This is a genomic window from Mycolicibacterium thermoresistibile (assembly GCF_900187065.1).
GTDB lineage: Bacteria > Actinomycetota > Actinomycetes > Mycobacteriales > Mycobacteriaceae > Mycobacterium > Mycobacterium thermoresistibile.
Genome location: NZ_LT906483.1, coordinates 4,787,603 through 4,808,371, shown reverse-complemented (window position 1 = coordinate 4,808,371; position 20,769 = coordinate 4,787,603). Strand labels below are relative to the sequence as shown.

Annotated in this window: 24 protein-coding genes and 2 pseudogenes; 5 read left to right on the top strand and 21 right to left on the bottom strand. The window is 69.1% G+C overall.

What is annotated here, in order from left to right; translation table 11 throughout:
- Positions 1-11: 11 nt before the first annotated feature.
- From CKW28_RS22890 to CKW28_RS22875, 5 genes are all read right to left on the bottom strand, one after another.
- Positions 12-929 (bottom strand): alpha/beta hydrolase, encoded by a 918-nt coding sequence (locus CKW28_RS22890; RefSeq protein ID WP_003924294.1) that lies wholly within the window; start codon positions 927-929, stop codon positions 12-14.
- Between the two features lie 7 nt (positions 930-936).
- Positions 937-1,275 carry a hypothetical protein gene (locus CKW28_RS22885; RefSeq protein ID WP_003924293.1) on the bottom strand — a complete coding sequence of 113 codons (339 nt, stop codon included), beginning with the start codon at positions 1,273-1,275 and terminating at the stop codon, positions 937-939.
- Between the two features lie 271 nt (positions 1,276-1,546).
- Positions 1,547-2,326: an IclR family transcriptional regulator gene (locus tag CKW28_RS22880; protein WP_003924292.1), complete on the bottom strand. Its 780-nt coding sequence runs from the start codon at positions 2,324-2,326 to the stop codon at positions 1,547-1,549.
- A gap of 54 nt (positions 2,327-2,380) precedes the next feature.
- Positions 2,381-2,548, bottom strand: a complete 168-nt coding sequence (locus CKW28_RS23765) for a hypothetical protein (RefSeq protein WP_003924291.1) — start codon at positions 2,546-2,548, stop codon at positions 2,381-2,383.
- 23 nt (positions 2,549-2,571) lie between these two features.
- Positions 2,572-3,342: a class I SAM-dependent methyltransferase gene (locus tag CKW28_RS22875; RefSeq protein WP_234785069.1), complete on the bottom strand. Its 771-nt coding sequence runs from the start codon at positions 3,340-3,342 to the stop codon at positions 2,572-2,574.
- 130 nt (positions 3,343-3,472) lie between these two features.
- Here CKW28_RS22875 and CKW28_RS22870 point away from each other — a divergent pair, with 130 nt between their 5' ends.
- Complete coding sequence (locus tag CKW28_RS22870; RefSeq protein WP_003924289.1) at positions 3,473-4,312, top strand: SDR family oxidoreductase; 840 nt, start codon at positions 3,473-3,475, stop codon at positions 4,310-4,312.
- A 16-nt stretch (positions 4,313-4,328) separates the two neighbouring features.
- Here CKW28_RS22870 and CKW28_RS22865 read toward each other — a convergent pair whose 3' ends face one another.
- The 7 genes from CKW28_RS22865 to CKW28_RS22840 all read right to left on the bottom strand — a co-directional run bounded on the left by CKW28_RS22865 (position 4,329) and on the right by CKW28_RS22840 (position 10,653).
- The gene (locus tag CKW28_RS22865) at positions 4,329-4,808 is read right to left on the bottom strand and encodes a lipoprotein LppJ family protein (RefSeq protein ID WP_234785068.1); all 480 of its coding nucleotides are present in this window, start codon (positions 4,806-4,808) and stop codon (positions 4,329-4,331) included.
- A gap of 56 nt (positions 4,809-4,864) precedes the next feature.
- Complete coding sequence (locus CKW28_RS22860; RefSeq protein WP_003924287.1) at positions 4,865-6,607, bottom strand: alpha/beta hydrolase; 1,743 nt, start codon at positions 6,605-6,607, stop codon at positions 4,865-4,867.
- Entirely contained in the window at positions 6,607-6,909 is a 303-nt protein-coding gene (locus CKW28_RS22855; RefSeq protein ID WP_003924286.1) for a type VII secretion target, read from the bottom strand. Before CKW28_RS22855 ends, CKW28_RS22860 begins: the two co-directional genes overlap by 1 nt.
- 74 nt (positions 6,910-6,983) lie before the next feature.
- Positions 6,984-7,196 (bottom strand): hypothetical protein, encoded by a 213-nt coding sequence (locus CKW28_RS23835; protein WP_162292326.1) that lies wholly within the window; start codon positions 7,194-7,196, stop codon positions 6,984-6,986.
- Positions 7,133-7,615 (bottom strand): winged helix-turn-helix transcriptional regulator, encoded by a 483-nt coding sequence (locus CKW28_RS24465; RefSeq protein ID WP_353960605.1) that lies wholly within the window; start codon positions 7,613-7,615, stop codon positions 7,133-7,135. The genes CKW28_RS23835 and CKW28_RS24465 overlap by 64 nt, the downstream gene beginning before the upstream one ends.
- Complete coding sequence (locus CKW28_RS22845) at positions 7,554-9,569, bottom strand: NADPH-dependent 2,4-dienoyl-CoA reductase (RefSeq protein ID WP_040546202.1); 2,016 nt, start codon at positions 9,567-9,569, stop codon at positions 7,554-7,556. The genes CKW28_RS24465 and CKW28_RS22845 overlap by 62 nt, the downstream gene beginning before the upstream one ends.
- 19 nt (positions 9,570-9,588) lie before the next feature.
- Entirely contained in the window at positions 9,589-10,653 is a 1,065-nt protein-coding gene (locus CKW28_RS22840; protein WP_003924283.1) for an oxygenase MpaB family protein, read from the bottom strand.
- A gap of 140 nt (positions 10,654-10,793) precedes the next feature.
- On the opposite strand from CKW28_RS22840, the gene CKW28_RS22835 reads away from it, so the two are divergent.
- A complete protein-coding gene (locus CKW28_RS22835; protein ID WP_003924282.1) occupies positions 10,794-11,354 on the top strand; it encodes a TetR/AcrR family transcriptional regulator in 561 nt (186 codons plus the stop codon).
- A gap of 6 nt (positions 11,355-11,360) precedes the next feature.
- Here the strand turns inward: CKW28_RS22835 and rox are convergent, their stop codons facing one another.
- The 3 genes and pseudogenes from rox to CKW28_RS24270 form a co-directional block, all read right to left on the bottom strand.
- Positions 11,361-12,791, bottom strand: coding sequence for a rifampin monooxygenase (gene rox, locus CKW28_RS22830; RefSeq protein ID WP_003924281.1), 1,431 nt, complete (start codon positions 12,789-12,791; stop codon positions 11,361-11,363).
- Between the two features lie 130 nt (positions 12,792-12,921).
- On the bottom strand, positions 12,922-13,311 hold the full coding sequence (locus tag CKW28_RS22825; protein WP_003924280.1) for a VOC family protein: 390 nt from the start codon (positions 13,309-13,311) through the stop codon (positions 12,922-12,924).
- Positions 13,280-13,468 (bottom strand): annotated as a pseudogene (locus tag CKW28_RS24270) (ArsR/SmtB family transcription factor); the annotation flags it as partial. The gene CKW28_RS22825 and the pseudogene CKW28_RS24270, both read right to left, overlap by 32 nt.
- 98 nt (positions 13,469-13,566) lie before the next feature.
- On the opposite strand from CKW28_RS24270, the gene CKW28_RS22815 reads away from it, so the two are divergent.
- Both CKW28_RS22815 and CKW28_RS22810 read left to right on the top strand, forming a co-directional pair.
- On the top strand, positions 13,567-14,904 hold the full coding sequence (locus CKW28_RS22815) for an IS110 family RNA-guided transposase (protein WP_157997580.1): 1,338 nt from the start codon (positions 13,567-13,569) through the stop codon (positions 14,902-14,904).
- 111 nt (positions 14,905-15,015) lie between these two features.
- Positions 15,016-16,199 (top strand): IS3 family transposase gene (locus tag CKW28_RS22810; protein ID WP_085975091.1). Its coding sequence is split into 2 segments (ribosomal slippage): positions 15,016-15,268 and positions 15,268-16,199, totalling 1,185 coding nucleotides; the frame shifts between segments, so codons are not numbered across the junction.
- 198 nt (positions 16,200-16,397) lie between these two features.
- Here the strand turns inward: CKW28_RS22810 and CKW28_RS22805 are convergent.
- A pseudogene (locus CKW28_RS22805) lies at positions 16,398-16,514 on the bottom strand (winged helix-turn-helix domain-containing protein); the annotation flags it as partial.
- A gap of 96 nt (positions 16,515-16,610) precedes the next feature.
- On the opposite strand from CKW28_RS22805, the gene CKW28_RS22800 reads away from it, so the two are divergent.
- Positions 16,611-16,988, top strand: coding sequence for a hypothetical protein (locus CKW28_RS22800; protein ID WP_131588009.1), 378 nt, complete (start codon positions 16,611-16,613; stop codon positions 16,986-16,988).
- Positions 16,989-17,018: 30 nt separating this feature from the next.
- Here CKW28_RS22800 and CKW28_RS22795 read toward each other — a convergent pair whose 3' ends face one another.
- The 5 genes from CKW28_RS22795 to CKW28_RS22775 all read right to left on the bottom strand — a co-directional run bounded on the left by CKW28_RS22795 (position 17,019) and on the right by CKW28_RS22775 (position 20,642).
- Complete coding sequence (locus CKW28_RS22795) at positions 17,019-18,281, bottom strand: oxidoreductase (RefSeq protein WP_003924153.1); 1,263 nt, start codon at positions 18,279-18,281, stop codon at positions 17,019-17,021.
- Positions 18,282-18,308: 27 nt separating this feature from the next.
- Positions 18,309-18,719, bottom strand: coding sequence for a DUF302 domain-containing protein (locus CKW28_RS22790; protein WP_003924154.1), 411 nt, complete (start codon positions 18,717-18,719; stop codon positions 18,309-18,311).
- Positions 18,720-18,820: 101 nt separating this feature from the next.
- Positions 18,821-19,090 carry a metal-sensitive transcriptional regulator gene (locus CKW28_RS22785; RefSeq protein ID WP_003924155.1) on the bottom strand — a complete coding sequence of 90 codons (270 nt, stop codon included), beginning with the start codon at positions 19,088-19,090 and terminating at the stop codon, positions 18,821-18,823.
- A gap of 89 nt (positions 19,091-19,179) precedes the next feature.
- Positions 19,180-20,061 (bottom strand): sulfite exporter TauE/SafE family protein, encoded by an 882-nt coding sequence (locus CKW28_RS22780; RefSeq protein WP_003924157.1) that lies wholly within the window; start codon positions 20,059-20,061, stop codon positions 19,180-19,182.
- On the bottom strand, positions 20,058-20,642 hold the full coding sequence (locus tag CKW28_RS22775; protein ID WP_003924159.1) for a rhodanese-like domain-containing protein: 585 nt from the start codon (positions 20,640-20,642) through the stop codon (positions 20,058-20,060). The genes CKW28_RS22780 and CKW28_RS22775 overlap by 4 nt, the downstream gene beginning before the upstream one ends.
- Positions 20,643-20,769 lie beyond the last annotated feature (127 nt).

Sequence of the window (20,769 nt, the reverse complement as noted above, 5' to 3'; positions counted from 1 at the left end):
GCCGGCGCCGGTCACGGCACCGGCACGGTGCGGGACACCCAGTCGGTGATCAACTCGAGTACCGCCGGGGCGAGCGGATCCCGGGCGGACCGCCGGTAGCCGCGAGGTCCGCGGCGGTGCGGATCCGGCCGCAACAGGTGGTTGACGCCGGCGACGACATGGCCCTCGAACGGGCCCGGGATCAGCTCCCGCATCATGTCGATGTCGGCCGGTGGCACCTGCACGTCGTGCGCACCGGTGATCGCCAGCACCGGCACGGTGATCCGGCGCAGCGCCGGCCTCGGATCGTGGGCGATGAGCTCACGCAGCCAGCGGGCGTTGACGCGCACCCCCTGGATCCGCATCACATCCCGGGACGACGCGGCGATGCGGGCCAGCCGCCTTCGCTGGGTCTCGAGCGGATCCAGCCGAACCGCCCGCAGCAGTGCGCGCGCCCACCGGGGCATGGTGTCGAGGATCTGTTCGGCCTGCCACCGCAACACCTCGGCTCCCGGTCGGGCCGGGGTGCCCAGCAGCACCGCCGCGGCCACAGCGGAGTCGGCGGCCAACTCGATGGCGTGCAGACCACCTTCACTGTGGCCGACGACCAGAACCGGCAACCCCGGCATCCGCTCGGTGAGCCGGCGCAGCGCGGCGCGAGCATCGGCGAGCTGCTCGTGGAATCCGGCGCGCAGGTAGTCGCCACCGCTGGCCCCGACGCCGCGTTTGTCGTACCGCAACGTCGCCACCCGGGCGCGGGCCAACTCGTCGGCGAGGATCCGGGTCACCCCGAGCCGCAACCCGCGGGTGTCGGAGTCGCGGTCCACCCGGCCCGAGCCGGACAGCAGCAGTGCGGCGGCGCGCGGCCCGGCGGGGCTCACCAGGGTTCCCGCGAGCCGGCAACCGGAACTGTCGAATGTCACCGCGGGGTCGACTGTCACCTCGGCCATGACCCCATCATGGCCAGACGGCGTCCTCCAGGCTGTCGAGCCCGTGCTCCCAGCGGGCGGTGCGGATCCGGTCACACACCACCCGGGTCACCCCGCACATCGCGGCGGCGGTGACGGCGACGCCCGCCATGACCGCCGCGGCGACGGCCGCCGCAGCCGGTGCGGTGTCGGCGCGGACCTGCTCCGAGGTGACGGCGAGGGCGAACGGCAGCCCGATGACCGACAGCACGACGGTCAGCGTCATGATCGTCGCCTCGACCCGATCGATCGGACGCAACAACGGGTTCCGGCCGTACAGCCGGGTCAGCACCGGCGGCCGGGGCGGCCTGATGACGAAACCGGTCACGGTGTCCTCATCGACCGGACCGTGTTCGACCCGCGCCGATCGCCGGCGACGTGGGCAGACATGACGAAAGCTCCTTCACGAAAGCTGCTTCGGGGTGGGCCGCCCGGTCGCCACCGCCCCGGACCGGACAGAACCCGGTCGATGTGGAGTCGATGTGGATCGGTCGCGACTCCGGCGTCACGCCGGTCGGCGGACCCGGGGCACGGCCCTCCCTCGAAGCTAGGGTCGGCCACCATCCGCCCGGTAGCTATTTCTGTACAGCAGAAACAAGTCAGGGTTCGAGCGAATCGAACCGGCCGTCCAGATCCACCGAGATCTCGTCGGCCGTGCGGAACAACTGTCTGACCAGATCCCCGCGGGCATGCCGCTGGTAGCGCACGATCGGCACCGCGACCGTCACCGCACCGACGGCCCGGCCCAGCCGATTGCGCACCACCGCCCCGAAGGCCGCCACCCCCTCCTCGGTGTGTTCGACGTTGAGGCCGAACCCGACCTCACGCACAGCGGCCAGTTCGGTCAGCAGCTCGGCCCGCTGCCCGGCCGAGCGGTCCGCGTAGAGCCGCTCCACCACCTCGTCGTCGAGCTCGGCCAGCAACGCCCGACCGCCGGCGGTGCGCTCGGCCGGCAACACCTGCCCCCTGCGGTCGCCGACCCGCAACATCGCGGTGGACTCCACCGAGGTGAGGAACCGGACCCCGGTGCCGACCCGGATCACCAGGTTGACGGTCTCGCCGCACACCGTGGACAACGCCTCCAGGTGCGGTAGGCAGACGTCGGTGAACTCGCGGGTCCAGCCCCGCTCGGCCGGCCCGGCGCGCAACGCCGGACCCGGAAGGTACGTGCGCTTCTCGTCCTGTACGGCGAAGCCCCGGTAGACCAGCATCGCCAGCAGGCGGTGTGCCGTGGAGGGCGCGACGCCGAGCTCTTCGGCCGCCTCCGTGAGCCGGACCGCTCCCCCGTCGCGCAGCATCTGCAACAGCCGCAGGGCGTTGTCGACCGACTCCAGGAGATAGGTGGGCCGCTCGATCGCACCTCTGGCCCGTTTCCGCACAGCAGAAGAGCGTAGTCGGTGCTCGCCGGACCGGGAACCGGCCGACGCCCCCGATCAGGCCCGGGTGTGGGAGATGTCGGCCAGCACGGCGTAGGCGGCCATCTCGAGCTCCCCGCGATGGTCGACCAGCGCCGTGGTGAGGTCCTGCCGCAGCGACAGGGTGGCGCCGTCGTAGCGCATGCCGTGGATGCCGGAGACGGTGGTGGGGTCGAGGGGGCTCACGGGGACATCCTGGTGGGTGCGTGTCAGCCGAACTCCAGCAGGGTGTAGGCGCCGCGCCACTGCCGGGTCGGCCGGGCCTGCCAGAACCGCGGGAACACGGCCCGGAAGAAGAACCCGCGACCCTCGGGCATCGGGAGGTCGTGCACCGCCCGCACACCCGGCACCGTGTCGGCCAGCCTGGCCAGCTGCGCGGGGGACAGGCTGAACGGCATCGGCGGCACCCGGTAGCGACGGCTGGCCCGTAAACCCTTGGGTGCCAGCTTCTTCAGCAGAACCGGCGGCAGGTCGAAGAGCATCTGTCCACCCGGGAACCGGGCGGCGCACCGCTCGATGAGGGTCATGGCCTCGTCGGGCTGCAGATACATCAGCAACCCCTCGGCGGTGATGAGTACGCCGTGATCGGTGTCCACCCGGTCCATCCAGGAGAAGTCCAGCGCCGACTGGGCCAGCGTGACGATTCGCGGTTCGGCCGGCAGCAACCGCTCGCGCAGTTCGATGATCGGCGGGAGGTCTATTGTCAGCCAACGGAACCGCGCATCGGGGATGGCGTCGGTGACCCGCCAGAAGGTGGTCTGCAGGCCTTCGGCGAGCGCGACGACCGTGGCGCGCGGGTGATCGGACAGGTACCGCAGCGCGGCCCGGTCGAAAGCCAGCGACCGCAGCGCCATCTCCTGACCGCGGCGGCCGAACTTGGTGAAGTCGAAGTCGATGCGGTCGACGAGCCGGACGGCCATCGGGTCGTCGATGATCGGTTGCGGGTGGCGGGCCTGCTCGGCCCGGCCGTAGAGCGTCATCAACGCGGTCTCCGACACGCCGCTCAGGGTGCTCGCATCGAGCTTGTCGGGATTCGACTCATGCACCGGATCGAGGCTACCCGGCGCCGGCCCTGGTGCCGGGCAGCGCGGCCAGTATAGGTTTACCGTCATGTCTTCGGTATCGGTCATCACCGGAGGTGCGGGCGGAATGGGGCAGGCGACCGCCCGGGTCGTCGGCCGGGAACATGCGGTGGTGCTGTGCGACGTGCGGCAGGACCGGCTCGACACGGCGGCCGCCGTGCTGCGTGACGACGGCATCACCGCCACGCCCGTGCACTGCGACGTCACCGATCCGCAGGCGGTCGACCGGCTGTTCAAGGAGACGGCGGGTATCGGGGAGCTCGCCTCGGTGATCCACACCGCCGGGGTCAGCCCCAGCATGGGTAGCGCCGAATACGTCATGCGCACCAATGCGGTGGGTACCGTCCACGTCAACGAGGCCTTCCTCCGGACCGCGGGCGCGGGCGCGGCGATCGTCAACGTGGCCTCGATGGCCGCGCACATGCTGCCGGCCGAGATGGTTCGGACGAACCTGTTCGCCCGCGCGCTGACCGATCTGGACGGGTTCCTGTCGGAGATGCTCGCCACCTGCGACGCCTTCCCCGAGGAGGGCCGCTCAGGTATCGCCTATGCGCTCAGCAAGAGCTTCGTCAAGTGGTACAGCGCCGCCCAGGCCGAGCGGTTCAACGCGCGCGGGCTGCGCATCGTGTCGGTCTCGCCCGGATCGATCGACACCGAGATGGGACGGCTGGAGGAGCAGGCCGGCGCCGGGGCGATGGTCGCCGATGCCGCGGTTCCGCGCTGGGGCACCCCGGAGGAGATGGCGGAGTTGCTCGCCTTCTGCGCGAGTGCCAAGGCGAGTTACCTCACCGGCACCGACATCCTCAATGACGGCGGGGTGATTGCCTCGATGACAGAACGGGCCCGGGCGGCAGCCGAAACCCAGTAAGGGACAACCTTATCCGCTACGGCAACGTCAACGTCTCAAGGCCGCCCCGGGTTTCCCAGGTTGTGGTGGTGTCGCGGCATTCACCCAGGACGTCGATCATCCGGTTCTGAGCGGTGCTGCTCTGGGGTCGGAACACCGCGACCACACCGTCCTTGTGAGCGATCTTGCCGTGCGTGCGGAAATCGGTGTTGTCGTCCCAACCGGCAGCGAAAAGCCGCTGCACCATCTGCTCGATCTCCGCGGTCGCGGCGTCATAACTGTCGGCCTTCGGATACTTGATGGTCACCTGACCCCGGTACGGGCCACCCCCATTGTCCCGGCACGCCGCCCGGCTGAAATGCGCTTCGGCAACCGGGAGATCGAGCGTCGACACCACATCCCGAGCCGCGTCCACGGCCTGGTCACGAGCCTGTTCGGGGGTCAGCGGTTCGCTGACACCACCGAAGGGAGCAGCCATCGAATCACATCCCGTCACAACGATTACCGCGGTCAGCATCCCTGCCGCCCGGACCAACCAGCTTCGCACTCATGCTCCGATCCTCGTCTGACCTGTCAATGGTGATGTCCTGTTGTGGCCCGGCGGAACAATTCGGGATCCACGAAGTCAGGCAGCACACCCGCGCCGCGGTGCTGCGCGGTCATGCCGTGCTCCTGCAGTTTGTCCCCGTTGCCCGAGGCGATGTCGCCGATGCTGTACAACGACTCCGAACCCGGCTCGAAGTAGGCGCTGTGGTCGGCGAAGACGTTGGCGTTGAAGCCGTACACCTCGGCCTTGAACCGGGTTGAGCCGTAACCGTCCATCGACGGGTCATTGCCGAGCGCGCCGAACGCTTCACCGATACCGGTGATCGGATCAGTGGAAGCTGACCCGACATAGACGTGACCACCCTCCGGAAGGTGAAAGTCCGCCGCACTCTTGGCCATATCGGTGCCCGGACTGCCGATCAACACCACATCGTCGACACGCATCCCATAGCCGGCGGCGGCGTCGGCGACCGTGGTCGAACCGTAGGAGTGTCCGATCGTGGTGACATGGGAGGTACCCAACGACGTCACATCGAGCGCGTTGACGTCGGACGCCAACAATTGGCCACCCTCGCGGGCCAGGCCGGTCATCGCGATCCGCGGATCGATCGGCGAGTCCGGTGCGTCATAACCCATCCAGGCCACCACCGCCGTCGGACCGCCGTCGTTCGCCAGATTCGTTTCCTTGAACACGTTGGTGATGTCATCGCTGGCCAGCCAACCGTCGGTGACGCTGTTGCCGGTGCCCGGCACCAGCACCACGGTGTCCTCGGCGGTATCGGGGTTGCCGACCGCGACCGCGGCCCGGCCCTGTCCACCGAACTCCTCTGGCTCGTATACGAACAGGTAGGTCGGCTCATCGGTCAGTTCCGCCTGCCGCTGCAGGCCCTCTCTGACCTTGACCGCGTTGCGGTACCGGGTGACATCGGTGTCGGTCAGGTTGTACCGCTGTGGATCGGCGAGCACCTCCTCGATGTCGGCGCCGAGCACTGCCGCCCGGTTCTGCACCCGGTCGATGTCGTTGTTCATCACCGTCTTGTTGGCCTCGCTGCGGTCTGAGACGCGGATCCCGTTGAGGTTGCCCAGCTTCTCCGGATGCTCCCGCAGCAGCCGTTCCCGTTCCTCGTCCGTCAGCGACGTCCACCAGTCGCGAATCTGCACCGGATCGGTGGTTTCGGGAATCTGCGGGCCGTCGCGCGCCGGGGTCTGTGGTTTCGGTCCGAAGGCACTCCAGACCAGGGCGACGTTGCCGTCCAGCGGCGCCACCGCGGCGGTGATGCCGCCCCGGGCCCGGCGGTCAGCCGCGTCGAACTCGCCCAGCAGTCGGGCCACCACGACAGTGTGGGTGGCGGCCAATTGCTGCACCCGCATCGCGTTGGCCGGGCTTATCCGCGCGTACTGGTCCAGCGCACTGCCCGCCTGCACCGACACCGTGCCGTGCGGCGCGACCGACCATCCCAGCGCCGTCAGCTGAGAGACCGTCTCCAGCAGTGCTGTCCGGTGGCCGATCAGCGCCGTCCCGTCGGTGTGCAGGCTGGTCTGCAAGTCGATCAGCGACTGATGCAGGAGTTGAAGCTGCTGCAGGGTCGGTGCGGCCTTGGCGAGCGCGGCGTCTGCCGCGGTGCCCTGCCAGCTTGTCCGCAATGTGGTGAGCGTGGACTGTTGGCGGGCGATCTGGGCCTGCAGGGTGGCCGCCGCCGCGCCGGCCTTCGCCGCAGCCGATACCAGTTCCTCCGGTCGGGACGCTTCGACCAGCGGAATCGTGACCATCACCGCCCCGCGATCCGGTTGAGCCGTTCCGCCTGCTGCTGATCAGTGCTGCGATAGTCGGCGGCGGCCCGGGTCAACCGTTCGGCATGGGCCGACAGGTCGGTGGCGATGACGCCGGCCACCGCGTCGAGCGTCGCACCGGCCTGTTGACAGGCCGACCCGCAGGACAGACCCGCCAGCGCCGCACCGGCCGCGCTGATCGACTCGCCGATCGTCAACGCCGAGACGGCAGCGGCCACCTCGGTCTGCGCTGTCGCCGCGCTACCCAAGTCATCGGGGTTGACCTGCAGTGCCGCCGCCATGGTTAAGCATCGTAACGGCTGTGGCGCACCCGGCGATGCACCAATTCGTCATCTGCGCGCGGCGCGGATGCCCCTCAACGATGTTCGAACGTCACCGCCGACCGGTCGATCGGCCGAGCGCAGGCGCTGCAGCTCAGCCGGGCGGTGAGACGTTGCCCGCAGACCAGATGGGTCAGCCGCACCGACGGTCGCTCGGTCGGCAACCACCGATCTCCCCACGCCATCATCGACAACGGCACCGGATACAGATCGAGACCCTTGTCCTCGGGCCGCCGGTCGAACGCCACGGCGTGCGCATCCAGCAGGCCATCGTATGCTGCGCAACGTAATTCGCCGCGAACCTGGTCGGCGCAGTCGATGTGGATGACGCGCGTCGGGACGTCGTTTCCGTCGGTATGCCAGCGGTCCCCCACGCCATCGCCGTCATGACGCATGCGAAGAAGTCGGCACCGGCGTCGGTGAGCAGGTAATCGCGATCCTGCTGCACCATCAATCCGTCGTCGCAGAGCGGTGACAACCGGGCGCTCAACGTCGAACGGGCGATCTCCAGTCGGCGTCGAAACGCGTCGAACCGGCGCGTGCCGTCGATGATCGCATCGCTGAGCACCAGCCACGACCAGTCGTCGCCGACCGCCTCGGTGGGTTCAGATACGCGCGGCCAGCCGGGTGCCTTCGGCGATGGCGCGTTTGGCGTCCAGCTCCGCAGCGACCGCGGCGCCGCCGGCCAGATGAACCGACATCCCCGCGGCGGACAGTTCGGCGTGCAGCTCCCGTTGGGGCAGCTGGCCGGCGCAGACGACGATGTCGTCGACATCGAGCACTCGGTCCCGGCCGTCGACGCTGATGTGCAGGCCGGCCTGGTCGATGCGGTGATACCGCACGCCGGTCAGCTGGTGCACACCGCGGTGGCGCAGCGTCGCCCGATGCACCCAACCGGTCGTCTTACCCAATCCGGCGCCGATCTGGGAGCGCTTGCGCTGCAACAGATACACCTCCCGCGCCGGTGCTGGCGGCTGCGCTCCGGTCAGCCCGCCGGGGTGTTCGGCCGGGTCGGCCACGCCCCACTCGCGCAGCCAGTCCGCGACGGGTTGCGGCCGTACCCCGCCATGCGTCAGCAGCGTGGTGACGTCGACACCGATGCCGCCGGCGCCGATCACCGCGATCCGCCGGCCGATGTCGACCTGCCCGGTGATCACCTCGGCGTAGCCGTGCACGTTCGGCCGGTCGATTCCCGGGATGTCCGGAATACGCGGTGCCACACCGGTGGCCAGCACGATGTCGTCGTAGCCGGCGTCGAGCAGCTCGGCCGCGGTGACACGGTGGTTGAGGTGCAGTTTGACACCGGTGATCTCCAGTCTGCGGGTGAAATAGCGGATGGTTTCGGCGAATTCCTCCTTGCCGGGGATGCGGCGGGCCAGCTGGAACTGTCCGCCGATCACCCCGGCCGCCTCGAACAGGTCCACGGTGTGACCGCGCACCGCCGCCGTCGTCGCCGCCGCGAGACCCGCCGGGCCGGCGCCCACCACCGCGATGCGCAGCGGTCGGCGGGCCGGTGCCAACCGCAGTTCGGTCTCGTAGGCGGCGCGCGGATTCACCAGGCAGGTGGCCCGCTTGCGGGCGAAGGCGTGGTCGAGGCAGGCCTGATTGCAGGCGATGCAGGTGTTGATCTCCTCGCTGCGGGCCTGCCGAGCCTTGTCCACCCACTCCGGATCGGCGAGAAACGGCCGGGCCATCGACACCAGATCGGCGTCGCCACGCGCCAGGATCTCCTCGGCGACCTCCGGCATGTTGATCCGGTTGCTGGCGATCACCGGGACCGTCACGTGCCGGCCCAACGCCGCGGTGGCCCAGCTGAACGCCGCCCGCGGCACCGAGGTGACGATGGTGGGCACCCGCGACTCGTGCCAGCCGATCCCGGTGTTGATCATCGTCACGCCGGCCGCCTCGATCTCGGCCGCCAGCGCCGTGACATCGGCGAAGGTCTGCCCGCCCGGCACCAGATCCAGCAGCGACATCCGGTAGATCACCAGGAAGTCGTCGCCGACCGCGGCCCGCACCCGCCGGACGATCTCGACGGCGAACCGCCGCCGGCGGGCCGGATCACCGCCCCATTCGTCGGTGCGGCGGTTGGTCCGGGCGGCCAGGAACTGGTTGATCAGGTAGCCCTCGGACCCCATGATCTCCACACCGTCGTAGCCGGCGCGCCGGGCCAGTTCGGCCGACCGCGCGAAATCGTCGATGGTGCCCCGGATTTCGCCGCCGGTCATACCACGGGCCGGGAACGGGGTGATCGGTGACCTGGTGCGCGACGCGCTGACGCCGAACGGGTGGTAGGCATACCGGCCGGCGTGCAGGATCTGCAGTGCGATCCGCCCGCCGGCGTCGTGTACCGCCGTGGTGATGACCCGGTGCCGGTCGGCCTCCCGCGCCGACGTCAGCTTGCCGGCGAACGGCAGCAGCCAGCCGGTGCGGTTCGGCGCGAACCCGCCGGTGATGATCAGTCCGACGCCGTGGGCGGCCCGCTCCGCGTAGAACGCGGCCAGTTTGGGCAGCTGACCCGGGCGGTCCTCCAGGCCGATGTGCATCGAGCCCATCACGACGCGGTTGGGCAGGGTGACGGCGCCCAGCCGCAGCGGTGTGAACAGGTGCGGAAACGGCACCGGGGCGGACGATTCCACGTCAGCTGAGCGCGCCCAGGATCGGCTGCGATTCCAGTAGTCCCGCATCGCTGGGTTCCTGCCGGTCGGTGAACACCCGCCGGTGCTGTCTGGCCCGCCACTCCAGATGCGCTTCGGCGGGTTTGTGGTAGCCGTGGCGTTCCCGCGCCTCGGCGGGGCTGACCACCTCGGTGCGGCGGGGCGCCACCCCGTGGAACACCGGTGCCACGACCGGCACCGTTGACGGTGAGATCTGCTTCAGCAGCCGCAGTTTCACGGTTGCCGGAGCGGCATGGAGCACGGCGAACACGACCCGCAGCACCGGTGCCACGGCCACATCGGTGACGCGGGACTGCTTCAGCCCGCCCATCTCCCGCATCCAGCGGGGCATGGCGGCCAGCACACCGGCCCGTACCACGCGGTTGGTCACCCAGGTCAGCGGCGTCAACGGCCGGGGCAGGTCCGGGGCGACCAGCGCGGTGCCGTCGAGCAGATGCGCCATGGCCTTGCGGGCGATCGGCGACCCGGACAGCTGCGGGCGCATCCGGTCGAAGTAGTCCCGGACGCCGGCCCGATCCCGCGGCACGTCGGCGGGATCGCAGGTCTGCAGTTCCGCGGCGCGCGCGCACTCCGCCCAGTACCGCTGCTCCTCCTGCTCCGACAGCGGGCCGGGGCCGTACCTCTCGTAGGCGTAGAGGATGGAGTGCCACGCGGTCAGGTGGATCCACAGCTGCGACCGCGGATCGTTGGCGTCGTAGCGCCGGCCGCTGTACGGCTCGGTGCCGATCGCCTTGGAATGCACCTTGACCAGCACGTCGGCGGCCTGCGAGGTGGACCGGGAGTCGCCGAACGCCACCATCGCGAAGTACCGCAGGGTGCGGTCGTAGCGGGTGCGCGGCCGCTTGTAGATGTCGTGGGTGGTGTCGACCGCCGCCACCAGCGCGGGGTCGAGCTCCTCGATGACCACCGAGCGGATGAACCCGATGCTGAACGAGGTCGGATAGCTCCACACCTTCCAGGTCACCGAGTCGGGGCCGAAGAACCCGTAATCCTCCGCGGGTTGGACGTGGTGAGCGGCGGCGGCCATCTGATTCCCCTTCCCGGCCTGTCCCTGCCAATTCCTACAGTCATGTAGTATTTTCCTACGTGAGTGTAGCAACTGAGCGTGGTGGCGCAAGATCACGACGCCGGGCAGCCCACCTGGGGCCCGAACGGCGCCGGCCGCAGGTGCTCGACGCGGCCAAGGCCATCGCCCTGGAGGGCGGCGGCATCCCGGCCATCACCATCGGCGCGGTCGCCGACCGGCTGGGGGTGACCCGCCCGGTTGTCTACGCCTGTTACCCCGACCGGGTGGCGCTGGTGACCGCACTGCTGGAACGCGAGGAACAGACGCTGCTGAACGGCGTGCTCGCCGCCTATCCGACACCGCGCACCCACCACGCAGAGGAGGCGTTCATCGCCGGTATGCGGGCACTGCTGCGCACCGTGGCCGACCAACCCGACACCTGGCGAATGCTGTTCTGGTCCAATCCGGGACCCGACATCGCCACGATGATCGCGCGCGGTCGCCAACGGGTGGCCGAACGGTTCGCCGCGCTGATCGCCCCCGATCTGCAACGCTGGGGCACCGAAGACGCCGACCGCAAACTCCCGGTGCTCGTCGAGTTGTTCGTGTCCATGGGCGAGGCGGCGGTGCGCAGCCTGCTCTCCGACGAAAACGATCACACCCCCGACGAACTCGGCGAGCTGGTGGGCCGGGCGGCCTACCGCGCCATCCGGCACGCCTGAGCCGCGTCAGGCCGGGGCGCCGAACCACCTCGACAGCCGGGCGGTCAGGTCCTGTTGACCGGGGTGGTCGGCGCCGACCCAGGCCACGTGACCGTCGGGACGCAGCAGTACCGCCGGCACGTCGAGCGCGGCGCCCGGATCGACGATGTGGTCGACGCGGTCGGCCCATCCCGACACCGACAGCGTTCCGGTCCGGTCCAGCAGCACCCCGCGGCCGGCATGCATGCGGGCGTAGAGCCGGCCACCGGTCAGCGGGATGTCGCGCATCCGCCTGCCGAGCAGCCCATGACCGTCGCCCATCGTGTGGTAGCGCACGCCGATCGCGGTGATCTTCTCGGTCAGATACCGGTTGACCTCCTCGAAATCCATCAGCTCGGCCAGCAGCCACCGCACCGCCCGCGGCCCCGGTTCCGGCGACATCAACTCCATCTGCGCGCGGGTGTTGTTCAGCACGTCGGCGGCCACCGGATGACGTTCGGCGTGGTAGGTGTCGAGCAGTCCGTCCGGCGCCCAGCCGCCGACCGCGGCGGCCAGCTTCCAGCCCAGGTTGAACGCGTCCTGGATGCCCAGATTGAGCCCCTGCCCGCCGGCCGGCGGGTGCACGTGCGCGGCGTCTCCGGCCAAGAACACCCGGCCGGCCCGGTAACGCTCGGCCAACCGGGTGGCGTCGCCGAACCGGGACAGCCAGCGCGGTGTGTGCGCGCCGAAGTCGGTGCCGGCGAAGGCCTTCAGCCGGCGACGGAACTCGTCGAGGGTCGGTTCGGCGCGATCACCGGCGACGCCCTCGGCCGGCACGATCACGCGGTACACCCCGTCCCCGAGCGGCATGGCGCCGAACCGCAACTGGGTCTTGCGCACCTCGGCGACCACGGCGGCCACCGTCGCCGGATCCGCGGAGAGCGACATCTCGCCGAGCAGCGTCTCCGATCGGGCCGGCTCACCGGGAAACCCGATCCCGGCGAGCTTGCGCACGGTGCTGCGGCCGCCGTCGCAGCCGACGAGATAGCGCGCCCGCTGAACCGAACCGTCGGCCAACTCGACGGTGATCCCGGCAGCGTCCTGGTCCAGGCCGACCACTGCGCAGCCCCGGCGGATCACGGCGCCGCGCTCGGCGGCCCACTCGGCGAGCAGGCGGTCGGTGACGGGCTGCCGGATGCCGAGCACGTAACCGTGTGCGGTGTCGAGTTCGGCCGGCGGTTTGGCGATCGCGGCGAAGAACCCGCCCACCGGATGCCGCTGCCCGTGCGCCAGAAACCGGTCCAGCAGACCGCGCTGGTCGAGCATCTCGATGCTGCGCACATGCAGACCCAGCGACCGGACGTGGGCCGGTGGCTCGCTGTTCTTCTCGACCACCAGCACCCGCACCCCATGCAGCCGCAACTCACCGGCCAGCATCATGCCGGTCGGCCCGCCGCCGACGACGATCACGTCGTACACGAATCCCCCCTCCTGAGAATCGTTGATTCCCAGCCCTTCTAGTGTGGACGAGGGGAGATTGTGCGGCAGCACCCGGGCCTTGCGGCAAGCCCGGGGGTGCGCGCTACATTGAGAGTGGGAGAGGCCGAACTCAGCCGATCATCTGGGCCAGCTGGATCAGATTCCCGCAGGTGTCGTCGAGCACGGCGGTGATGACGTTGCCCATCGTGGTGGGCGGCTGGGTGAAACGGACGCCCATCTGCCGCAGCCGGTCGAACTCGGCGTGCACATCGTCGACGGCGAACGAGGTGAACGGGATCCCGTCGGTGACCAACGCCTCCTTGAACGGCCCCACCGCCGGATGGCCGTCGGGTTCCAGCACCAGTTCGGTGCCGTCGGGCTCCTCGGGCGAGACCACCGTGATCCACCGGGCGTCGCCCAGCGGGATGTCGTGCTTGGGCAGGAAGCCGAGTTTCTCGGTGTATAAGCGCAGCGCCTTGTCCTGATCGTCAACGAGCACGCTGGTCAGATGGATTCGCATCGTGTTCCGTTCCTTTCCGGAGCCACCGCTCGATGATCGGTTCCAGCGGCGTGGTGTCGATGTGGTGGAACTTGTACCGGCCGTCACGGCGGGTCTTGACCAGACCCGCCCGCTCGAGCACGTCGAGATGCTGGGAGATCGCCTGCCGCGAGCGCCCGTAGTAAGAGAGCTATGCGGCGTGTTGGTGATGAAAGTGGCGACGCCCTCCTGATGTCGTTGACGGGTTCGAGTCCCAATGACATGGAGGAGGGCGTCGTGTCCAAGGGTAGTGGTCTGTCGCGTGGTGACAAGCGCCGTAATGCCAAGTTGGCCGAGCTGCGGCGGCTGGTGCCGGCCGATCATGTGATCGTCGGTATTGATCTGGCGGATAAGAAGCAGGCGGTGGTGGTGTGTGATCACGATTCGCAGGTGCTGGCCCGCAAGACGGTGAAGGCTCGGGCGTGGGAATTGGGTCCTGTGCTGGAGTGGGCGCAGCGCGTGGCGCACAAGCATGGGTTCTGTGGTGTGACGGTGGGGTGTGAGCCGACCGGGCATCGCTGGATGGTGCTCAATCAGCTTGCCACTCAACGCGATATGACGTTGATGTGTGTGAACCCGATGTTGGTGGGTCGGGCACGTGAAGCTGAGGACTACACCTGTGACAAAAGCGATGACAAGGATGCGATGTTGATCGCGCGGCTGGTGGCCCAGCTGCATTGTTACCGCCCCGAGCGTGCTGAGGAGACGTGGGCGCGGCTGCGCCAGCTGGGAGCGCGCCGTGAGCGGCTGGTCACCGAGGCCACTGCGTGTGTGCAGCAGCTGCGCGACCTGCTGGAGTGCGTCTGGCCGGGGGTGCTGGAGGCGGCGGCGGATCCCTTCGGTTCGAGCAACTGGTGTGCGGCTGTGGCGGTGGTGCTCGACCGCTGTGACGGCCGCCCGGAACGGCTCAAGGGACGTGGGCTGGCACGGTTTGAGGCCGCGGTGGTTCGCGAGCTGGGCCGTTGGGGTGGTCAGCGGCGGCGTCGGGCCATCATCGAGGCGGTCTTCGTCGCGCTGGTCGACCCGGCCGGGGTGATGGTCCAACGCCGCGGTGTACTGGAGCGGGCCCGCTGGGTGCTTTCTGATTGGCGCGCGGCCAGCATCCGGCTGGCCGAGGTGGAAGCCCGCATGGTTGAGGTGCTCGACGAACTCGAGCTGACCGAGTTGGTCACCAGCATCCCCGGAGTCTCGGCGGTGGGAGCGGCGGCGATGTTGGCCGAAACCGGCGATCCCACCCGTTTTGACAGCCCTCGCGCGCTGGTCAAACATGCCGGGCTGTGCCCACGCGACAACGCCAGCGGCACCTTCAACGGCCGAGCGCGGATCTCCCGGCGTGGCCGACCCCGGCTGCGGCTGGCCGCCTGGCGCGCGACATGGGGTGCCCTTCAACATAATCCGGTGATGCTCGCTCGCTACCGGTATCTGACGACCCGCGACGACAACAAGCTCACCGACGGCCAGGCCCGAGCAGCGATCGCTGCGGCGTTGCTGCGTTGGCTGCATGTCGTGGTCACCCAGCGGGTGCGCTGGGATGGCGCCATCGCCGCCGCGCAGGTGATGCCCGTGGCCGCTTAACCAAGCCACTCGAATAACCACGGTTGGGGCCAAGCTCCAAGCGCTGGGGTTGACCCCTGATGGTGGACACCTGACTGGTGGGACTGCTGGTCCCGCGGGAAGGATGTCCGTATGTCGGGCAAGCGGAAGAAGTACACCCCGGAGTTTCGGGAGCAGGCGGCTCGGCTGGTGATCGAGACGGGCCGCCCGATTGCTCATGTGGCGGCCGAGATCGGGGTGGGTGAGCAATTGCTAGGTCGCTGGGTGCGCCAGGCCCGTGAGCACGGCGGCGATAATGGGGCGGTGCTTGATGCTGATGAACGTGCCGAGCTGGAACGGCTTCGCAAGGAGAACGCCGAATTGCGTTTGGACCGGCAGTTTTTAAAAAAAGCCGCGGCCTTCTTCGCCTCCGAACAGAACCAGTAGAGGCCTACGGTCTGATCGAGGCGGAGAAGGCCAACTACCCGATCAAGCGGATGTGTGCGCTGCTGGAGGTGTCGCGCTCGGGGTTCTACAAATGGCGTGCCCGTCGTGATCGCGAGCCTACGCCGACCCAGCAGAGGCGTGCGGAGTTGGACGCCAAGGTCGCCGCCTTCCATAAGGCCTCTGACGGGGTGTATGGGGCGCCGCGGATTCTGGCTGATTTGCGCGAGGACGGTGAGAAGGTGTCGCGCAAGACGGTGGCGGCCTCGCTGCGCCGCCAGGGCCTGGCCGGGATCAGCCCGCGTACGTTCGCGCCGGTGACCACGATCGTCGACCTCGATACCCCGGTGCCCAAAGACCTGGTCAACCGTCGTTTCGATGTCGGTGAGCTGGACCGGGTCTGGACGTCGGATATCACCTACTTGCGCACCGGCGAGGGCTGGCTGTACTTATGCGCGGTCCGTGACGGCTGCAGCCGGCGGGTGATCGGCTGGGCCATCGATGATCACATGCACACCGACCTGGTGGAGTCGGCGGTGGCCATGGCGGTGGCCATGCGCGGGCAGTTGGCCGAGCAGGTGGTGTTGCACGCCGACCGCGGTTGTCAGTTCACCAGTGCACAGCTGGCCAGGTTCTCCCGCGGGCACAACCTGGCCCGCTCAGTGGGGCGCACCGGCGTATGCTGGGATAATGCCCAGCATGAATCATTCTGGGGCACAATGAAGGTCGAGTTTTATGACCGTCACTTGTGGCCTACCAAGGCCGCGGCTAAGCTCGCTGTCGGTGACTGGATCGAGCGGGTCTACAACCGCCGCCGCCGCCACTCAGCGATCGGCATGATCTCCCCGGTCGAATACGAGAACCGGATCACTCAGACGGCACAAGCCGCCTGACCCTGTGTCCACCAAATGGGGTCAAGCCCAGCGCCCCTGAGGCACCACTTGGTGACCTCGCCAGACACCATGAGCAGGCCCCGCCCGTCCTCACCGAACTCGGTTGCACGCAGTTGGGTACCAAACCCGTTTGATGACTACGTAGAGACGAGGACCGGGCAGAGCCCCCCAACCCCTTGACAAAAACCACTTACGAAGGTGTCTGGTGGTCAGCCGGGCGCAGATCTCGAACAGCGTCTGGCCGTCCCGTTCGGTCAGTTCGTCGAGGATGGCGCGCCGGGTGGGGTCGGCCAGGGCCTTGAAGACATCCCCCACACGACGACGATAGGCAAGTGTTTACTTGCCTGTCAATCGCGGGATCGTGGACAATCGAGGTGTCTGCCGGTCCATCCGTCGAGGAGGAGATTCGTCGTGGCCGTTCGTCGTACCTCGTTGTTCGCGACCGTGGCAGGTGTGGCCGCCGCCGGTCTGCTGTTCGGCACCGGCGCCGCCGGCGCGCAACCGCATCACCGGTTGTTGGACACCACCTGCACCTTCGAGCAGTTCCGAGCCGCCGCCCAGCAGCACGCACCCGATCTCGCCGCCGATCCGGAGCGGATGGCCAAGTTCGAGAAGGTGCTCGACATGTCGGTCGAGGAACGTCACGCCAAAGCGGCCGAGATGCGGGAGAGGATGGGCGAGATCCCGCCCGAGAAGCGCGAGAGGATCCGCGCCTGGAAGGAATCCCCGGAGGGGCAGGCCGAGATCACCGCCATGCGCACGGTGCTGGACACCTGCGCTCAGTTCTGAGCCGAACGGCCCGAGCCGGCGGACCCGCTCTCACGGCCCGCGTTTGCGGCGGAATGACGCCCGGCCGTTGCGGCGCAGCATCGCCAGAGTGGCCGCGAGCCGTCCCCGGTTGAGGTCGGGTGAGAGTCCGGCGCCCACCCGATGCAGCTGATCGGTGTGCCAGGCCAGTTCCAGCAGACCGTCCAGTTGTTTGAGGTCGACGAAGCGGCCCAGCATCCTCCGCATCCCGTAGCGCGGGTGATACGACGGCACCGCGTCGGCGCGCCCGGTCAGGATGACGTGTGCGGCATCGGTGGTGGTGACGGTGGGGCGGCCCAGCCCGATCACGTCGCAATCCCCGGCGGCCACCGCCGCCGCCATCGCCGACCGGCTGCGGAATCCGCCGGTGACCGCGAGCGGAATGTCGCCGATCAGTGTGCGCACGGTGCGCGCGTAGGCCAGAAAGTACGCCTCCCGCTGCCGGGTGCTCTCCGAGACGGCTCCCATCATGGCGGGCTGCTCGTAACTTCCGCCGCTGATCTCGATCAGATCCAGGCCTTCGGGGGCCAGCGCCTCCAACACGGCGCGGGATTCGTCCTCGGTGAACCCGCCGCGCTGAAAGTCGGCCGAGTTGAGCTTGATGGCCACCGCGAATCCGGGCGACACCCGCGCCCGGACCCGGCGCACCACCTCCAGCACGAATCGGCGGCGCCGCTGCGGGTCGCCGCCCCACTCGTCGGTGCGCCGGTTCGACAGCGGGGAGAGGAACTGGGTGATGAGATAACCGTGCGCACCGTGGATCTGAACGCCGTCGAAGCCGGCCGCCTCGCAGATCGCCGCGGTGGTGGCGAACCGGTCGATGATGTCCTCGATCTCGGCGGAGGTCAGTTCACGGGGTGTGGCCGCGCCCGGGAAGTTCAGTGGAACGGGGCTGGGCGCCACCGGAACGTGACCGAACGCCAACGGATTCGCCTGCCGGCCAGGGTGATTGAGCTGCGCCAGGATGGGCACACCGCCGCCGTTGCCGTCCTTGGTGGTCCGGGCCCAGCGGGTCAGCGCGTCGAGGTGACGGGTGTCCTCGATGACGATGTTGCCGGGTTCGGCCAGCTGCGAGCCGTCGACCATCACATTGCCGGTGACGATCAAGCCGTACCCGCCGCGCGCCCACGCGGAGTACAACCGCTCCAGCCGGGCGTCCGGCGCGTGCTCCCGGTCGGCGAGCACCTCGCTCAGCGCGGCCTTCATGATCCGGTTGGGCAGCACCAGCCCACAGGGCAGTGTCACCGGATCGTGCAGTGTGTCGGTCGTCGTCACGACAGCCCTTCGGACCCGGCGCCGGGATCACCCGCCGTCGCCGGCCGCGAGCGCGTCGATCGCGGCACGCAGTTTGGCCGCCGCCTCGTCGGCGACCTCCTGCAGGCCGGGCTGGTCGGAGACCTGCACCATGACCTTCGGGTCCATCGCGTCGACGATCACCGTGCCCTCCGCGGAGGTGTCGGCACGCACCGTGACGTTGCAGGGCAGCAGCAGGCCGATCTGCCGATCGGCGTTGACGGCCCGGTGCGCCAACGGCGGGTTACAGGCACCGAGGATGAGATAGTCCTCCATGTCCTCACCGAGCTTGGCCTTCAGCGTGGCCTTCATGTCGATCTCGGTGAGCACACCGAAACCCTGATCGGCCAACGCTTTACGGGTGCGCTCGACCGCATCCTCGAATGTGGTGCGCAGTCTTGTCGACAGTGCGTAGCTCACGGTTCTCCCCTTCTCTTTCGATCAGGCCCTGTCCCGATCAGGCCGTGTCCCGATCAGGCCCTGTCCCGATCAGGCCGTGTCCCGATCAGGCCGTGTCCCGATCAGGCTAGGGCCAGGAACAGCTTTTCGAGCTCGGCTTCGGACATCGGCTCCTGTCCGTCCGCGCCCTCACCCGACAGGCACTCCCTCAGGCCGGTGGCGACAATCTTGAATCCGGCCCGGTCCAGGGCCCGCGACACCGCCGCCAGTTGGGTCACGACGTCCTTGCAGTCACGCCCTTGTTCGATCATCGAGATCACTCCGGCGAGCTGACCCTGAGCCCTGCGCAACCGGTTGAGCACCGCGGCGATCGCGGCCTCGTCACCAACCATGGGTTGCTCCTTTCTGAAGGGGGTTCCGACCCCCGGATCATGTAACCCATGGTACCGGTGGGGGTATTCCGGCGGCCGGCTCGAACAGGTCATGCGGTGGCCGGACGTGAGCTCAGTGCCTCCGCGACCCGGCGCAGCGGACACCGGCCGTACCGGCTGCAGGTGAAGGTGAGGGCCGCGGCCACCGCGGTGAGCACGGCGGCGGCCGCCCCGACAGCCGGATGGGCCTCCTGCGCGAGGATGACGGCGGACATCGTGAGCACGAACCAGCCGAACGCCTGCCGCAGGGTGTCGGGGTTCACCAGCGCCGTCAGCCGGGAGCCGAGGAGCGCCCCGGCCACCGCCGCGACCGTCACCGCCAGGGCGACCGGCCAGTCGATCTGCACGCTGGTCAGGTAACCGGCCAGCCCGGCGAACGATTTCATCGCGATCACGACGAGCGAGGTGCCCACCGCGGCCGGCATCGACAGCCCGCCGAGCAGCGCGAGCGCCGGTACGACCAGGAACCCGCCGCCGGCTCCGACCAGGCCGGTCACCAGGCCCACCACCAGGCCGTCGGCGAGGATCCGGGGCACCGGGAGCCGGTGGTCACCACCGGTATCCGGCGTCGCCGTGTTCCGGCGCCCCCGCAGCATGGCCACCGCGGTGGCGGCCATCATCACCGCGAAGCCCAGCAGCAAAACGGTGCCCGGGATGAAGCGGGCGAGTATCCCGCCGGCATAGGCGCCGGCCATGCCCGCCGCGCCGAAGATCAGGCCGGTGCGCCACCGCACCTGACCGGCCCGGGCGTGCGAGACCGCGCCGACCGCGCTGGTGACGCCGACCACCAGCAGCGAGGTCGCGATCGCCGCTTTGGCGTCCATCCCGGCCACATAGGCCAGCAGCGGCACCATCAGGATGGAACCCCCGCCGCCGAGCAGGCCCAGCGCCACGCCGACGAGCACGGCCAGGGCGATGATCAGCCCGATCATGATCGGCCCGTCTCGGGGCCGGAGTCGATCAGCTGGGCGACGATGGTGCGGGCGTCACAGGTGGCGCCGCGGTTGTACGGCAGCTTGGCCAGCAGCATGCCCATCGCGCAGGTGTTGGTGAGCGCGGCGAACATCAGCCCGCCCCCGATCGCGGCGGCCACCCATTGGAGGCCGGGTACCACCACGCTGGCCAGCACGCTGAACAGCACGATCGCCCCGGCGACCAGGCGGACCTGGCGTTCCAGATCCCACCGCTGCCTGCCGCGGACCACGTCGAAGCCCTGGGCTTCCCATGCGGTGATGCCGCCCTCGAGGATGTGCACGTTGGTCAGCCCGGCGGCCCGCAGTGTCTCCTCGGCCTGCGCGGCGCGCTGGCCGGAGCGGCACACCAGGATGACGTCCTGGTCGAGGTGCCGCGCGATCTCGTCCCGGTGCTCGCGCAACAGGTCCAGCGGCACGTTGTAGGCGCCGGCGATGTGCGCCGTCTCGAACTCGCCGGGGGTGCGGACGTCCAGAACCCTCGGCGGCGAGTCGGAGTCGAGGCAGTCCCGCAGGTGCCGGCAGTCGATCGTGGCGGTCATGTGAGTCGTCCTTCCGGTCGTCGATGTTGCGTCATATACCCGTGGGGGTATAGTCGTCATCATGATACACATACCCCCAGGGGTACCTAACGGGGCCGGATCGACCGGCATCCGCGCGAGGAAGGAA